Here is a 14,974-nt window from a genome sequence, read left to right as displayed (position 1 = left end):
AGGGCGTTCCCTGAGCACTCCTAGGATCAGAACAGAATTGTTCGATCAATGGAGGCGAAGTGGCCGAAAGAACTGAAGTCGTGTTTGTGGATGGGGTTCGCACCCCGTTCGGTCGAGCCGGCGAAAAGGGCATGTACTGGAACACCCGGGCCGACGATCTCGTCGTCAAGGCCATCATCGGGCTGCTCGAGCGCAACCCCAGCGTGCCGAAGGACCGCATCGACGAGGTGGCGATCGCCGCAACGACGCAGCAGGGCGATCAGGGCCTGACGCTCGGCCGCACGGCCGCGCTGCTCGCCGGCCTGCCGAAGTCGGTTCCCGGCTTCGCGATCGACCGCATGTGCGCCGGCGCCATGACCTCGGTGACGACGCTCGGCTCCGGCATCGGTTTCGGCGCGTACGACCTGGTGATCGCCGGCGGTGTGGAGCACATGGGCCGTCACCCCATGGGCCTCGACGCCGACCCGAACCCGCGCTTCCTCTCTGAGCGCCTGGTCAGCCCCGATGCGCTGAACATGGGCAACACGGCAGAGCGCATCCACGATCGCTTCCCGCACCTGACCAAGGAGCGCGCCGACCGCTTCGGTCTGCGCAGCCAGCAGAAGGTCGCCGCCGCGTACGCCGCGGGGCAGATCCAGCCCGACCTCGTCTCCGTCGCCCTGCGCACGGATGCCGGCTGGGGACTGGCCACCCAGGACGAGGGCATGCGCCCTGAGACGACGATGGAGGGCCTCGCCGGCCTGAAGACACCGTTCCGCCCGCACGGCCGCATCACGGCCGGCAACGCCTCTCCCCTCACCGACGGTGCGACGGCCAGCCTGCTGGCCAGCGCCGAGACGGCCAAGGAGCTCGGCCTCCGCGCCAAGATGCGCATGGTCAGCTTCGCCTTCGCCGGCGTCGAGCCCGAGATCATGGGCCTCGGCCCCGTGCCATCCACCGAGAAGGCGCTGCGGAAGGCCGGGCTCAGCATCACCGACATCGGCCTGTTCGAGTTGAACGAGGCCTTCGCCGTGCAGGTGCTCTCCTTCCTCGACCACTTCGGCATCGACGATGACGACCCACGCGTCAACCCCTGGGGCGGTGCCATCGCGATCGGCCACCCGCTCGCGGCCAGCGGCGTGCGCCTCATGATCCAGCTCGCGCGCCAGTTCGAACAGCACCCGGAGGTGCGCTACGGCCTGACCGCGATGTGCGTCGGCCTCGGCCAGGGCGGAACCGTCATCTGGGAGAACCCCAACTACACCGGCAAGAAGAAGTGAGGCTGGGACACCATGACTGACTACTCAACGATTGACTTCTCCCTGCTCGAAGAGCTCTCCACCGACGAGGTGATCTCACACAGCTACGTGCGCGATGTGCCCCTGGCCAGCGGCAAGGTCCTCGCGCTCGTCACCCTCGACAACGGTCGCGACCACACCCGCCCGAACACTCTCGGCCCGGCGACGCTGATGGAGCTCGGTCGCACATTCGACGCGCTCACCGAGCGCGCGGCGCGCGGCGAGATCCACGCCGTCGCCACGACCGGCAAGCCGTTCATCCTCGCGGCCGGCGCCGACCTCTCCAAGATCAGCGACATCCCGAACCGCCAGATCGGCCTGCAGATGGCTCAGCTCGGGCACTACGTGTTCGGCAAGCAGTCCACGCTCGGCGTGCCATCGTTCGTGTTCATCAACGGCCTCGCCCTCGGCGGCGGCGTCGAACTGCCGCTGAACGCCGACTACCGCACGATCGACAGCTCTGTACCGGCGCTGGCACTGCCAGAGGTCTTCCTCGGCCTGATCCCCGGCTGGGGCGGCACCTACCTGCTGCCGAACCTGATCGGCATCGAGAACGCCCTCAAGGTCGTCATCGAGAACCCGCTCAAGCAGAACCGCATGCTGAAGGGCCCGCAGGCCTTCGAGCTCGGGATCGCCGACGCCATGTTCTCCCCCGTCAACTTCCTCGAGGACTCCATTGCCTGGGCCGACGGCGTCATCTCTGGCACGACGAAGGTCGAGCGCAAGAACGCGCCGGGCAAGATCGAGCGCCTGGTCAAGTGGGATGCGGCCATCGGCATCGCGCGCAAGATGCTCGAGAGCAAGATCGGCACCGTTCCGCAGTCACCGTATGCCGCGCTTGACCTGCTCAAGGCAGCGAAGAACGGCACGAAGGAGGAGTGCTTCGCCCTCGAGGACGAGGCGCTCGCCGACCGCATCATCAGCGACCAGCTGCAGGCGAGCATCTACGCATTCAACCTGGTGCAGAAGCGGGCCAAGCGGCCGGCCGGGGCGCCGGACAAGGCGCTCGCCCAGAAGGTGACGAAGGTCGGCATCATCGGCGCAGGCCTCATGGCCAGCCAGTTCGCGCTGCTCTTCGTGCGCCGGCTCCAGGTTCCCGTCGTCATCACCGACCTCGACCAGGCCCGGGTCGACAAGGGCCTCGCCTACATCACCGATGAGATCGATGCCCTCGCGGCGAAGGGTCGGATCAACCCCGATGAGGCGAACCGTCTCCGTGCGCTCATCTCCGGCACGACCGACAAGGCGGACTTCCACGACTGCGATTGGGTGATCGAGGCCGTCTTCGAGGACCTCGCCGTGAAGCAGCAGGTCTTCGCCGATGTCGAGAAGCACGTCTCCCCGACGACGATTCTCGCCACCAACACCTCTTCGCTCTCGGTCGAACAGATCGGGGCCGGACTGGAACACCCCGAGCGCGTCGTCGGCTTCCACTTCTTCAACCCGGTGGCCGTGATGCCGCTGCTCGAGATCGTGAAGGCCCCCGCGACGAACGACGCCACCCTGGCGACGGCCTTCGCGACGGCCGCCAAGCTGCGCAAATCCGCCGTGCTCACCGCCGATGCCCCCGGCTTCGTCGTGAACCGGCTCCTCGCCAAGGTGATGGGCGAGGCCGCACGTGCCGTCGATGAGGGCACCCCTGTTCCCGTCGTCGAGCGGGCATTCGCGCCGATCGGCCTGCCGATGGGCCCGTTCGAGCTGATCGACCTGGTCGGCTGGGCGGTCGCCGCCCATGTGCAGGACACGATGGTGCGCGAGTTCCCCGAACGCTTCTACGCGTCAGAGAACATGCACGCCCTGTCGAAGCTCGCCCAGGTCGTCGAGAAGGACAAGGCGGGCAAGGTGACCGACTTCACGAAGGAGGCCAAGAAGACGATCACCGTCGGCAAGACCCCCGTCGATGAGGCGACGATCCTGCGCCGGGTCGAGGACCAGCTCGCCCAGGAGATCAAGCTGATGCTCGACGAGAAGGTCGTCGCGGCGCCGGAGGACATCGACCTGTGTCTGATCCTCGGTGCCGGCTGGCCGTTCCAGGCCGGCGGAGCGACGCCGTACCTCGACCGCGTCGGCGCCAGCCAGCGCGTGTTCGGTGGCACGTTCCACGACCCGCAGATTCGCGGCGTCGGGGCCTGAGCCAAGAGTGAACGAGGGGCGGACCGGATGCCGGTTCGCCCCTCGTGCCGTGTCGGCGCGCGCCTCTAGGCTGCTGGCATGACGAAAACCGTGTACTACGTTGCCTGCAGCCTCGACGGCTTCATCGCCGACCGGGAGAACTCACTGGACTGGCTGATGGAGTTCGGCTTCGAGGAATTCAGCGAGCAGTATGCCAGCTTCATCGCCGACATCGGCGCGGTGATCATGGGAGCAGACACTTACGACTTCATCGTGAATGATCCGTCGGGGTGGAGCTACGCCATGCCGGCGTGGGTGCTCAGCCACCGCTCGCTGCCGGGGATCGAGGGCGCGGACATCCGGTTCACCAGCGCCGACGGGCCGGGCGGCATCGCCGCCCTCCACGCCGCTGCCGCCCTCGCGGCCGGCGAGAAGAAGGTGTGGGTGATCGGCGGCGGCAACGTCGCGAGCCAGTTCGCCGATGCCGGCCTGCTCGACGAGCTGCAGGTGACGATCATGCCCGTGCTGCTGGGCGCCGGGCGGCCGCTGCTCCCGCTCGCGAGGAACACTCGGCTCACGGCGTTAGGCAGGACGCCGTACGCCGGTGGTGCCATCGAGCTGCGCTACGCCGTGAACACTCCCGACGTGAGCGAAGCCGTCACTCGACCCTGATCTTCGGGATCGAGGCCGTCGGCGGGCCGACGTGCGGCACCTTGCTGCCCGCGAACATGGCGGCAATGTCCGCGGCGACCTGCGGGGCGGTGAGGCCGATGTCCTGCAGGATCTGAGCGCGCGTGGCGTGGTCGATGAACTCGTCAGGCAGGCCGAGCTCGGTGACGGCCGTGTCGACGCCGGCCTCGCGCAGGTCCTGGCGGATCCGGGTGCCGATGCCGCCGACCTTGATGCCGTCTTCGAGGCTCACCACGAGACGGTGTCCGCGGGAGAGCTCGATCACGCTGCGCGGAACGGGCACGACCCAGCGCGGGTCGATGACCGTCGAGCCGATGCCCTGCAGGGCGAGCAGGTCTGCCACCTCGAGTGCCATGCCGGCCAACGGGCCGACGGCGACGAGCAGAACGTCGCTCGTTGCCGATTCGCGCAACACGTCGACGCCGTCATCCGTTCGACGCACAGCCTCGAACTCGACGCCGACGCTGCCCTTGGGGAAGCGCAGCACGGTCGGGGCATCGTCGACGGCGACGGCCTCTGCCAGCTCCTCGCGGAGGCGGGTGGCGTCGCGCGGTGCTGCCAGGCGGATGCCGGGGACGACCTGGAGGATCGCGAGATCCCACATGCCGTGGTGGCTCGGGCCGTCAGGGCCCGTCACACCGGCACGGTCGAGCACGAAGGTGACGCCGGCCTTGTGCAGGGCGACGTCCATGAGCACCTGGTCGAATGCGCGGTTGATGAAGGTCGCATAGACGGCGACGACCGGGTGCATGCCGCCGAAGGCGAGCCCGGCAGCCGAGGTCGCGGCGTGCTGCTCTGCGATTCCGACGTCCAGGACGCGCTCGGGGAACCGCTCCGCCATGCGGTGGAGTCCGGTCGGCCGGAGCATCGCGGCCGTGATGCCGACGAGCTTCTCGTTGGCGGCGGCGAGGTGCACCATCTCATCGGCGAAGACCGATGTCCAGGACTGCGCCGACGAGGAGTCGAGCGATTCGCCGGTCTCCGGGTCGATCTGCCCGACGGCGTGGAACTGGTCGGCCGCATCCTGACGGGCCGGCTCGTAGCCGCGGCCCTTGTCGGTGATCGTGTGCACGATCACCGGCGCGCCGTAGCCCTTGGCCTGGCGCAGCGCCTCCTCCATCGCGACGAGGTCGTGGCCGTGCACCGGCCCGATGTATTTGATGTCGAGGTTGGAGTACAGCGCCTCATTGTTGGAGAAACGGCTGAGGAAGCCGTGCAGTCCGCCGCGCACACCGCGGTAGACGGCGCGGCCTGGGCCGCCCAGCTTGTCGAAGGCCCTGCGGCTGGAGATGTACAGATTGCGGTAGCTGCGACGGGTCCGCACCGTGTTGAGGAAGCGCGCCATGCCGCCGATCGTCGGCGCGTACGAGCGACCGTTGTCGTTGACGATGATGATCAGCCGGCGAGCATTGTCGTCGGTGATGTTGTTGAGCGCTTCCCAGGTCATGCCGCCGGTGAGTGCACCGTCGCCGACGACGGCGATCACGTGACGATCGCGCTGGCCGGTCATGCTGAATGCCCGCGAGATGCCGTCGGCCCAGCTGAGCGAGCTGGAGGCGTGCGAGCTCTCGACGATGTCGTGCTCGGATTCCGAGCGCTGCGGGTAGCCGGCGAGGCCGCCGCGCTGGCGCAGCGTGCTGAAGTCTTGGCGCCCCGTCAGGAGCTTGTGCACATAGGACTGGTGGCCGGTGTCGAAGACCATCGCGTCGCGCGGCGAGTCGAAGACCCGGTGCATGGCGATCGTCATCTCGACAACGCCGAGGTTCGGGCCGAGGTGACCACCGGTCTTCGCGACGTTCTGTACCAGGAACTCGCGGATCTCGGAGGCGAGTTGCACGAGCTGGTCTTTCGAGAGTGCGTCGAGGTCCCTGGGACCCTTGATCGTCTCGAGAAGGCTCACGCCCCACCGCCTTTCTGACACGACCACCTGATCCGGCGGTACCTGTCGAGTTTACGCGCTTGTCACGGCTTCGCCGTTTTCGACCCGTCTCATGGCACAGTGGTGCTACCGGATTCGCGAAGGAGCGATATGACCGATCACGAGATCAGCATGGAGGTGGAGGACGGCCGCATCCAGGGCCTCTTCATCGATGGCGTGCACCGCTATCTCGGCGTCCCGTACGCCGCGGCGCCTTTCGGCGAGAACCGTTTCAGGCCGCCACAGCCGGTGCGGAGCTGGACCGGTGAGCGGGACTGCAGGCAGCTGGGAGCCACGGCGCCCCAACTGCCCTATGCCGGAGGCATGGAGAAGTTCCTCGGCACCGCGTCCATCGCCGGCGAGGAGATCCTCAATCTCGCGATCTGGGCCCCTGAGCGCACCCGCGCCGAACTCGCGCCCGTCATCGTCTGGATCCACGGCGGCTCGCTCACCCGCGGCAGCAACGCCCTGCCGATCTACGACGGCACCACCTTCGCGCGGGACGGCGTCGTGTTCGTCGGCGTGAACTACCGCCTCGGCAGCGAGGGCTTCTCGGTGCTCGACGGCGCGGAGACGAACCTCGGCCTCGCCGATCAGATCGCCGCGCTGCGCTGGGTGCGCAGGAACATCTGGTCGTTCGGCGGCGACCCGAGCAGGGTGACCGTGATGGGCGAGTCGGCCGGGGCGATCACGATCGCCGCGCTGCTCGCCCTGCCGGATGCCGCGTCTCTCTTCGATCGGGCGATCATGCAGAGCGGGCCGCCAGACGCGCGTCGGCCGGCCGTCTCCGGCGCCGTGACACGGATCATGGCGAAACTGCTCGGGGTCAAGCAGGATCGCGCGGCGTTCGCCGAGTTCTCCCCCGCCGCGTTGCTGGCCGCCCAGCGACGCGCGACGGTCGGCACGACGCCGATCACCGGCGGGCCGGCCTTCAACCTCACGATTGGCGGGGAGCACGTCCCGCTGCACCCGCGGGACGCCCTGGACGCGGGCGCCGGAGCGGCGATCCCGGTGCTGATGGGGGCGAACACCGAGGAGTACCGGCTCTGGTTCATCCCGACCGGACTGATCGAGAAGATCGGCCGGCTGCACATCGTCGCCGCGATGGCGAAGTTCCGGATCAGCGCCGCGACGGTGCGGCTCTACCGCCGCAACCGGCCTGGGTGCAGCATCGGAGAGCTGTTCGGGGCGCTGGCGACCGACCTGTTGCTGCGGATCCCGCTGAACCGTCTGGCCGACGCCAGGCTCCGCGCGAACGCAGCGCCCAGTTTCGTCTACGAGTTCGCCTGGCGCTCCCCCGTCGACGAGCTGGGCGCGTGCCATGCGCTTGAGCTCGGCTTCGTCTTCGACACCCTGCGGAGCCCGGATGCCGCGGCGATGGCCGGGCCGGAAGCTCCGCAACGCCTGGCCGATGACATGCACGCCGCGTGGGTGCGATTCGCCGCGACAGGCGACCCCGGCTGGCCGGCGTGGGACGGCACCCGCCCCGTGAAGGTCTGGGACGGTGGGGCGGATGCCGTGGTACTCGCGCCGCGGGAGGACGAACGCTCCCGCTGGCGCTCAGCCGAGGTGCCCAAGAGGGCGCCAGGACGGGCGCCTAGAAGATGGCGCCGTTGATGCCGGCTTCCGCGACGGCGCCGTCCTGCACGCCCCACTTCTCGAGGATGGCGGTGTAGCTGCCGTCGTCGATGATCGCCTGCACGGACGCCTCGACGGCCTCGGCCAGCGTGCCGGCATCCTTCGGGATGGCGAAGCCGAACGGCGCAGAGTCGTACTGCTCGCCGACCAGGGAGAGCTTGCCGTCGGTGGCCGCGACGGCGTAGGCGGTGACGGGCGAGTCGGCGGCGAAACCGTCGGCCTGGCCGAGCACGACCGCGTTCGTGATCGCGTCCTGGGTGTCGAACTTCAGGATCGTGATCGGCTCCTTGCCCGCTGCAACGCACGCCTCGGAGCGGGCGGGAAGGTCGTTCGTCTCCTGGTAGGTCGTTGCGCCGGCCGCGATCGTCAGGCCGCAGGCGTTCTCGGGGTCGAGGGTGCTGCCCGCCTGGGCCGCCCAACGGGTGCCTGCCGAGTAGTAGTTCACGAAGTCGACGATCTTCTCGCGCTCCTTCGTGTCGGTGAATGAGCCCTGGCCGACGTCGTACTTGCCGCCGATGACTCCGGGAAGGATGTTGTCGAAGGCCGCGGGCGAGTACTCAACCTCGAGGCCCATCTTCGCGGCGACGGCGTCCATGAGCTCGATGGCCCATCCGGTCGGTGCGCCCTCCGGCGTCTTGAACTCGTTCGGCGAGTAGGTGAGGTTGACGCCGACACGCAGGGTGCCTGAGTCGCTGATGGCTGCAGGCACGAGCGCGGCGACGGCTTCGTCGGCGGTCACTGCGATGGCGTCGCCGGTCGGCGCTGCTGTGGTCGGTGCGTTCTGCACGCAGCCGACGAGGCTGACGGCCGTCAGGGACGCCGCAGCCAAGAGCAGCAGACGCGAGGAGGTGCGGGGTGCTGACATGGTTTCTCCATTTCGGGGGGGTGTGAAGGGGTGTGGGTGCGCCAGGTGCGTCAGATCACCGGACGCCGGGCAGCAGGGCCGCGGCCAGGGCCGCGGTGTCCTGTCCAGCGGCTCTGAGGTAGTCGAGAACGTCGTCGACCGTGCCGACGCCTGACCGCGCGCCGAGCGACTCGGTGGCCCTGGCCCCGGCACCGTTGGCGAACCGGGCGGCGATGGTCGGGTCGCCCGAGCGGTCGAACGCGAAGAGGAATGCGCTGCAGAAGGTGTCGCCTGCACCGGTCACGTCGACGACGGTGGCCGCGATGCCGCCGACCGCGGTCTGGCCGTCGCTGTTGTGGACGATGCAGCCGTCGGCGTCCAGCGTGACGATGAGCTGCGTCATCCCGCCGGCCAGCAGCGCGGCGACGACGGCGCCTGGTGCGTCGCCAGCGGCGAGGCGGTCGAAGCCGATCCGGTTGACGAAACAGATCTCGGTCGCGCCGATCAGCTCACGGTCGCCCGGCTCGAGGTCCGCGACGTCGAGGTCGAGGACGACCCGCGCGCCTGCTGCCCTGATGCCACGGACGATCTCGGCCGGGGAGAGCGAGCCGAAGCGCAGCCGGCGCAGGTCACCGATCGAGCTGTAGATGCTGCGCGCGGCACCAAGCACCGCGAAGGAGGCATCGTCGAGCTCGAAGCGCTGATCACCGATGCGCGGCGTGATCACGACGTGCTGCTCCCCCGCGAGGAAGATCAGGCAGCGTGAATCGGCCAGCGCGTCGTCGACGAGGCAGAGGCCGGTGTCGATGCCCTGTTCGTTCAGCTCGGTCAGCAGGCGCCGGCTGAGTTGGCCGTCGTTCATCGTCGTGAGGAAGCGCGTCGAGCCGCCGAGCGCCGCGTGCACGCTTGCCGCGTTGGCGATCATCCCGCCGAGCTCTGCATCGCGTGGTTCCGCCCAGACCTTGTCTCCGAGCGCGGGCCACTCGTCGACCGCGAAGTATTCGTCAAGGGCGACATCACCGATGAAGATCGCACCATCGCGCGTCACGAGCGCGCCCCCGGCGTCTCGACGTGCACCGGGCCGCCGTGCGGTTCGACCCACTCGTCGACGATCGAGTCGTCGGCCGTCGCCAGCCAGTAGTAGGGCGTCGGTGTGCCGACCCCGTAGCAGGCGGTGTGCCAGACGCCGCGGTTCAGCACGATCACGTCGCCCGGCTCCAGCAGGAATGCCCGCACATCGGCGGCTGCCGGGCGGTCGCCTGCCGTGTCGGCCACCGCGACGACGACCGGCTCTCCGGCGCAGAACAGCGCCTCCTCGGTGTGCGGATGCCGCTCCATCCCGGACACCCGGAACGGCGTCGCCGCCCCGATCGTGTGCCCGAGGCTGCCGGGTGTGTCGATGATCGCGTTCAGGGAGCGGCGATCGCTCCAGCCGTCGCCCTCCGTGCTGACCACGGCGCTGCCACCGCTGCGGAGGCCGAGGTGGCGCCCGAACGGCTGCAGCGCCTCGGCGGTCGCCGGCGCTGGGCTCAGCGTGTACGCGTTCATCGCAGTGCGTGCATCAGGCCGCTGAGCTCGGCGACCCGTGCACCATCGACGTCGCCGTTGTCTTTGCCCGTGTCCTTGAGGAAGCTGCCGACGATCGCGCCGTCTGCCTGCTCCAGCTGGGCGTCGTAGTTGCCGCTCGTGACGCCGGCGCCCACGATGAGGGGGAAGTCCAGCAGGACGGAGCGGAACTCCCGGATCCGATCCAGATCGGTCTCCATACCCGTGCCGTCGCCGGTGACGACGATGGCGTCGGCGCGCTCCATGCCGAGGCGCAGATCGGTCTCGACGTCGTTTCCGCTGAGGTACGGCTGGTACTTGAATCGCACGCCACCGAGCACCGCGGCGTCCGTGCCCATGCGCCACCCGGCCAGGCGTTCGGCGAACGCGGGCTCGTCGTCGGCGGCCAGGTGCCCGGCAACGGAGTCGAGCTGCACGAAGCTGGCACCGAAGCGGTGCGCCATCTCGAACCCGCGCTCGTCGTCATCGAGCACGTTCACGCCGTAGCAATCGGCCGGGCGGGTGGCCTGGAGCCAGCCGAGCACCCGCTCCATGTCCTCAGGAGAGCCGAAGTAGTTCTCGACGATGACGGCGTCGACGCCGTTGGCGTACAGCAGCCCGATCTCGCGCTTGGCGATCTCAAGCTTCTCCTCCGCCGACTCACCCTTGAGGTGGACCATGCCGAGCAGCACGGGGCCCGCGGCGATGCGGTCGAGGAATGCGGTGCGTTTGGACATCTGGGGGTGTTCTCGTTTCGTGTCTCAGTCGCCGGTGCTCGGCATGGTGGTGGAAATCTTGAACTCGATCGATGACGAGTAAACGATCTCGATCTGCTCGATCTGCCGGTCATCGCCGTCGTAGGCATGGCCGCGGAGGGTGACGAGGGCCGGAGAGCGCGGTGTCTCGCCGAGCAGGGCGAAGACTGCGGCATCCGGCGCCACCGTCGTCAACGACAGCTCGGTGCGGTGCGGATGCACGCCGTAGCGTTCGCGCAGGGTCTGGTAGAGCGAGGCATTCTCGAAGTCCACCGTGTCGAGGCCGGGGAAGAGACGCAGCGAGAGGTGCGAGGTGTCGAGCGAGTGAATGCTCTCGTCGCCCTCCGGGGTGCGGATGCCGCGAAGTCGGACGAGTCGGAGAGTCGGTTCGCCGTCGACGTCGATCACCTCGTGTTCGATGACTCGGGCGACGCCGAGGCCGGCTCTGCCCCTGATGCTGTCGCTAAAGCCGCCGAAGTTCCAGATGCTGTGGGTCATCGGCCGGAACTGCACGAAGGTGCCCTTGCCCTGCTCCCGGCGCACGAGCCCCTCGTTGACGAGTTCGCCGATGGCCTGACGCACGGTGCCGCGCGTGGTGCCGAAGGTCTTCATGAGGCTCGGTTCGGAGGGGATCGCGTCGCCGTCGTTCAGCTGCCCGCCGAGAATCTGGGACCGCACGTGTCGGCCGATCTGCACATAGAGCGGAACGTACTCGTCTGACGCCATGAGACGCCCTCCTAACTTGTATAGACGACTATACAAACACGGCGGGCGGAAGGGAAGGGCCGATGGACGGAAAGGGTGCCGCTCAGTCCGCGCTGGCGCCTGCGGCATCCGCCAACGCCTGGATGCGCTGGGCGAGCGCAACGTCGCGGGCGGTGACTCCCCCGGCATCGTGCGAGCTGAGCTCGAACTCGATGCGGCCGTATCCCAGGCTGACGTCCGGGTGGTGGTTCACCTCATCGGCAACGGCGGCGACGGCATCCAGCAGCCTGACCGCGGCCGCGAAGTCGGCTGTCGTGTAGCGGGCGCGCAGGCGCCCAGGAACGTGCGTGAAGGCCGTGCCGGACAGCTCGGCTGCCGTGTCTGCCGCGGCGAGCAGATCGTTGTGTGCGCTCATGGCTCCACTCTGCGCCGCGCTCGCGCCCCGCGCAACGGAAACGGCCGGTCTCAATGAGACCGGCCGTCCGATGGTGCTGTTGCTGCTGCGTGTTAGACGAGCGAACGCAGCACGTACTGCAGGATGCCGCCGTTGCGGTAGTAGTCCGCCTCGCCCGGCGTGTCGATGCGCACGACGGCGTCGAACTCGACGGTCTCGTTGCCGGCCGGCGACTGCTCGCTCGGAACGGCGGTGACGCGCACCGTCTTCGGGGTGGTGCCTTCGTTCAGCTGCTCGAGGCCCGTGATCGACACGGTCTCCGTGCCGTCGAGGCCGAGCGATGCCCAGCTCTGGCCGGCGGGGAACTGCAGCGGAACGACGCCCATTCCGATGAGGTTGGAGCGGTGGATGCGCTCGAAGCTCTCGGTGATGACGGCCTTGACACCGAGGAGGCTGGTGCCCTTGGCAGCCCAGTCACGCGAGGAACCGGAGCCGTACTCCTTGCCACCGAAGATCACCAGCGGGATGCCGGCAGCCTGGTAGTTCTGGCTGGCGTCGTAGATGAACGACTGCGGCGCGCCCTCCTGCGTGAAGTCGCGGGTGTAGCCGCCCTCCACGTTGTCGAGCAGCTGGTTGCGCAGACGGATGTTGGCGAAGGTGCCACGGATCATGATCTCGTGGTTGCCGCGACGCGAGCCGTAGGAGTTGAAGTCCTTGCGCTCGACACCGTGCTCGACGAGGTACCGACCGGCGGGGCTGTCGGCCTTGATGTTGCCGGCAGGGCTGATGTGGTCGGTGGTGACCGAGTCGCCGAGCTTGGCCAGGACGCGGGCGCCCTGGATGTCGCTGACCGGGGTGGTCTCCATCGTCATGCCGTCGAAGTACGGGGGCTTCCGCACGTAGGTCGACTTCTCGTCCCACTCGAAGACGGCCCCAGCGGGGGTCTCCAGCGAACGCCAGCGCTCGTCGCCGTCGAAGACGCCGGCGTACTGGGTCTCGAACATGCCCTTGTTGATCGAGTTGTCGATCGTGTCCTGCACCTCGGCGGCATCCGGCCAGATGTCCTTGAGGTAGACGTCGTTGCCCTCGCTGTCGGTGCCGAGTGCGTCGGCGTCGAAGTCGAAGTTCATCGAACCGGCGATCGCGTATGCGATGACCAGGGGCGGGCTCGCCAGGTAGTTCATCTTGACGTCGGGGTTGATGCGACCCTCGAAGTTGCGGTTACCGGAGAGCACGGCGGTGACGGCGAGGTCCTGCTCGTTGACGGCGGCCGAGATCTCGTCGAGGAGCGGGCCGGAGTTGCCGATGCAGGTGGTGCAGCCGTAGCCGACGGTGTAGAAGCCGAGGGCTTCGAGGTCGTCGGTGAGGCCGGCCTTCTCGTAGTAGTCCGTGACGACCTTGGATCCGGGAGCCAGCGTGGTCTTGACCCACGGCTTGACCTTGAGGCCCTTCTTGACGGCGTTGCGGGCCAGCAGGCCTGCCGCGAGCATCACGGAGGGGTTCGAGGTGTTCGTGCACGAGGTGATGGCCGCGATCGCGACGGCACCGTGGTCGAGCACGAAGTTCTCGCCGGTCGCGAGCGACACATCGGTCGGCTTGGATGCCGTGGCCGGGGCGTGGCTGCGGTGCGTGTGGTGGTGGTGGCTGTGCTCGCTCTCCGGGGTGTTTCCGGGCGGGTCGGATGCCGGGAAGGACTCGGCGGTCTCGAGGTCGACGAGGTCGTGGTCGACGTCGGCGTAGTTGAGCAGGTCCTGCTCGAACTTCGCCTTCGACGCGCTGAGCTCGATGCGGTCCTGCGGACGCTTCGGGCCGGCGATCGACGGAACGACGGTGGAGAGGTCGAGCTCGATGTACTCGCTGAACGCGGGCTCGGCGGCGGGGTCGTGCCAGAGCTTCTGCAGCTTGGAGTACGACTCGACCAGGGCGACCTGCTCCTCGCTGCGGCCGGTGAGGCGCAGGTAGTCGAGGGTGACGTCATCGATCGGGAACATGGCGGCGGTCGAGCCGAACTCGGGGCTCATGTTGCCGATGGTTGCACGGTTGGCCAGCGGAACGGCCGCGACACCCGATCCGTAGAACTCGACGAACTTGCCGACGACGCCGTGCTTGCGCAGCATGTCGGTGATCGTGAGCACGACGTCGGTCGCGGTGACCGCGGCCGGGATCGAGCCGGTCAGCTTGAAGCCGACGACCTTGGGGATGAGCATGGAGACGGGCTGGCCGAGCATGGCCGCCTCGGCCTCGATGCCGCCGACGCCCCAGCCGAGCACGCCGAGGCCGTTGACCATCGTCGTGTGCGAGTCGGTGCCGACGCAGGTGTCTGGATAGGCCTGCAGGGCGCCGCCGACGGTGCGGGTCATGGTGACGCGGGCCAGGTACTCGATGTTGACCTGGTGCACGATGCCGGTTCCGGGCGGAACGACCTTGAAGTCCTCGAATGCGGTCTGGCCCCAGCGGAGGAACTGGTAGCGCTCGCCGTTGCGCTCGTACTCGATCTCGACGTTGCGCTCGAGGGCGTTCTCTGTTCCGAACAGGTCGGCGATGACGGAGTGGTCGATGACCATCTCGGCCGGAGCCAACGGGTTGATCTTGTTCGGGTCGCCACCGAGTGCGGACACGGCCTCGCGCATCGTGGCGAGGTCGACGATGCAGGGAACACCGGTGAAGTCCTGCATGATCACGCGGGCGGGCGTGAACTGGATCTCGGTGTCCGGCTCCGACTCGGGAACCCAGGAACCCAGGGCCTCGATCTGCGACTTGGTGACGTTCGCGCCATCCTCGGTGCGGAGTAGATTCTCCAGAAGCACCTTGAGGCTGAACGGGAGCTTCTCATAACCGGCGACGGTGTCGACGCGGAATACTTCGTAGTCGGTCTCACCGACCCGGAGGGTGTCTTTTGCTCCAAAGCTATTTACTGCAGACACGTAGCCCTCTCCTTAAGCTGGACGCCGCCAGATACGCGGCATGTCTTCAATCTTTGCGGCCACACCGAGGCTGTTGCCAGCAAGGTTAGCCTAAGTAGGCCGCGCCGAGCGAGGGGTGTGCCGATCGAAGAATTTATCTTGATGTCAAGATAACTGTAGCACTCCGGATGCC

Annotated in this window: 12 protein-coding genes; 4 read left to right on the top strand and 8 right to left on the bottom strand. The window is 68.0% G+C overall.

Annotated features, from left to right (window positions below; genetic code table 11):
- Positions 1-59 precede the first annotated feature (59 nt).
- The 3 genes from EV379_RS06350 (at position 60) to EV379_RS06340 (ending at position 4,061) form a co-directional block, all read left to right on the top strand.
- Positions 60-1,259 carry a thiolase family protein gene (locus EV379_RS06350; protein WP_130505397.1) on the top strand — a complete coding sequence of 400 codons (1,200 nt, stop codon included), beginning with the start codon at positions 60-62 and terminating at the stop codon, positions 1,257-1,259.
- Positions 1,260-1,271: 12 nt separating this feature from the next.
- Positions 1,272-3,410, top strand: a complete 2,139-nt coding sequence (locus EV379_RS06345) for a 3-hydroxyacyl-CoA dehydrogenase NAD-binding domain-containing protein (RefSeq protein ID WP_130505396.1) — start codon at positions 1,272-1,274, stop codon at positions 3,408-3,410.
- Positions 3,411-3,488: 78 nt separating this feature from the next.
- Positions 3,489-4,061: a dihydrofolate reductase family protein gene (locus tag EV379_RS06340; protein ID WP_130505395.1), complete on the top strand. Its 573-nt coding sequence runs from the start codon at positions 3,489-3,491 to the stop codon at positions 4,059-4,061.
- On the opposite strand, the gene dxs is transcribed toward EV379_RS06340, so the two are convergent.
- Positions 4,048-5,979 (bottom strand): 1-deoxy-D-xylulose-5-phosphate synthase, encoded by a 1,932-nt coding sequence (gene dxs, locus EV379_RS06335; protein WP_130505394.1) that lies wholly within the window; start codon positions 5,977-5,979, stop codon positions 4,048-4,050. The two genes, EV379_RS06340 and dxs, sit on opposite strands and share 14 nt — an antisense overlap.
- A 129-nt stretch (positions 5,980-6,108) precedes the next feature.
- On the opposite strand from dxs, the gene EV379_RS06330 reads away from it, so the two are divergent.
- Complete coding sequence (locus tag EV379_RS06330; RefSeq protein ID WP_207226205.1) at positions 6,109-7,614, top strand: carboxylesterase/lipase family protein; 1,506 nt, start codon at positions 6,109-6,111, stop codon at positions 7,612-7,614.
- Here EV379_RS06330 and EV379_RS06325 read toward each other — a convergent pair.
- The 7 genes from EV379_RS06325 to acnA all read right to left on the bottom strand — a co-directional run bounded on the left by EV379_RS06325 (position 7,595) and on the right by acnA (position 14,802).
- Positions 7,595-8,500, bottom strand: coding sequence for an ABC transporter substrate-binding protein (locus EV379_RS06325; RefSeq protein WP_130505393.1), 906 nt, complete (start codon positions 8,498-8,500; stop codon positions 7,595-7,597). The genes EV379_RS06330 and EV379_RS06325 overlap by 20 nt on opposite strands.
- Positions 8,501-8,555: 55 nt before the next feature.
- Positions 8,556-9,527, bottom strand: coding sequence for a carbohydrate kinase family protein (locus EV379_RS06320; protein WP_130505392.1), 972 nt, complete (start codon positions 9,525-9,527; stop codon positions 8,556-8,558).
- Complete coding sequence (locus tag EV379_RS06315; RefSeq protein WP_130505391.1) at positions 9,524-10,027, bottom strand: ureidoglycolate lyase; 504 nt, start codon at positions 10,025-10,027, stop codon at positions 9,524-9,526. The genes EV379_RS06320 and EV379_RS06315 overlap by 4 nt, the downstream gene beginning before the upstream one ends.
- Positions 10,024-10,761: a BtpA/SgcQ family protein gene (locus tag EV379_RS06310; protein ID WP_130505390.1), complete on the bottom strand. Its 738-nt coding sequence runs from the start codon at positions 10,759-10,761 to the stop codon at positions 10,024-10,026. The genes EV379_RS06315 and EV379_RS06310 overlap by 4 nt, the downstream gene beginning before the upstream one ends.
- A gap of 24 nt (positions 10,762-10,785) precedes the next feature.
- Positions 10,786-11,505, bottom strand: a complete 720-nt coding sequence (locus tag EV379_RS06305; protein WP_165397312.1) for a GntR family transcriptional regulator — start codon at positions 11,503-11,505, stop codon at positions 10,786-10,788.
- A gap of 82 nt (positions 11,506-11,587) precedes the next feature.
- Positions 11,588-11,899, bottom strand: a complete 312-nt coding sequence (locus EV379_RS06300) for a 4a-hydroxytetrahydrobiopterin dehydratase (protein WP_130505388.1) — start codon at positions 11,897-11,899, stop codon at positions 11,588-11,590.
- Between the two features lie 92 nt (positions 11,900-11,991).
- Entirely contained in the window at positions 11,992-14,802 is a 2,811-nt protein-coding gene (gene acnA / locus EV379_RS06295) for an aconitate hydratase AcnA (RefSeq protein ID WP_130505387.1), read from the bottom strand.
- Positions 14,803-14,974: the final 172 nt, after the last annotated feature.

This window comes from Microterricola gilva, from assembly GCF_004217495.1.
Classification (GTDB): domain Bacteria; phylum Actinomycetota; class Actinomycetes; order Actinomycetales; family Microbacteriaceae; genus Microterricola; species Microterricola gilva.
Note: the sequence above shows the minus strand (reverse complement) of the source record. Positions and strands in the feature narration are given on the sequence as shown.

Bases quoted from the DNA above. Each gene is read 5' to 3' on its own strand.
- EV379_RS06345 (WP_130505396.1), top strand. From the start codon at position 1,272: ATGACTGACTACTCAACGATTGACTTCTCCCTGCTCGAAGAGCTCTCC.
- EV379_RS06340 (WP_130505395.1), top strand. From the start codon at position 3,489: ATGACGAAAACCGTGTACTACGTTGCCTGCAGCCTCGACGGCTTCATC.
- EV379_RS06330 (WP_207226205.1), top strand. From the start codon at position 6,109: ATGACCGATCACGAGATCAGCATGGAGGTGGAGGACGGCCGCATCCAG.
- EV379_RS06325 (WP_130505393.1), bottom strand. From the start codon at position 8,500: ATGTCAGCACCCCGCACCTCCTCGCGTCTGCTGCTCTTGGCTGCGGCG.
- EV379_RS06315 (WP_130505391.1), bottom strand. From the start codon at position 10,027: ATGAACGCGTACACGCTGAGCCCAGCGCCGGCGACCGCCGAGGCGCTG.
- EV379_RS06310 (WP_130505390.1), bottom strand. From the start codon at position 10,761: ATGTCCAAACGCACCGCATTCCTCGACCGCATCGCCGCGGGCCCCGTG.
- EV379_RS06305 (WP_165397312.1), bottom strand. From the start codon at position 11,505: ATGGCGTCAGACGAGTACGTTCCGCTCTATGTGCAGATCGGCCGACAC.
- EV379_RS06300 (WP_130505388.1), bottom strand. From the start codon at position 11,899: ATGAGCGCACACAACGATCTGCTCGCCGCGGCAGACACGGCAGCCGAG.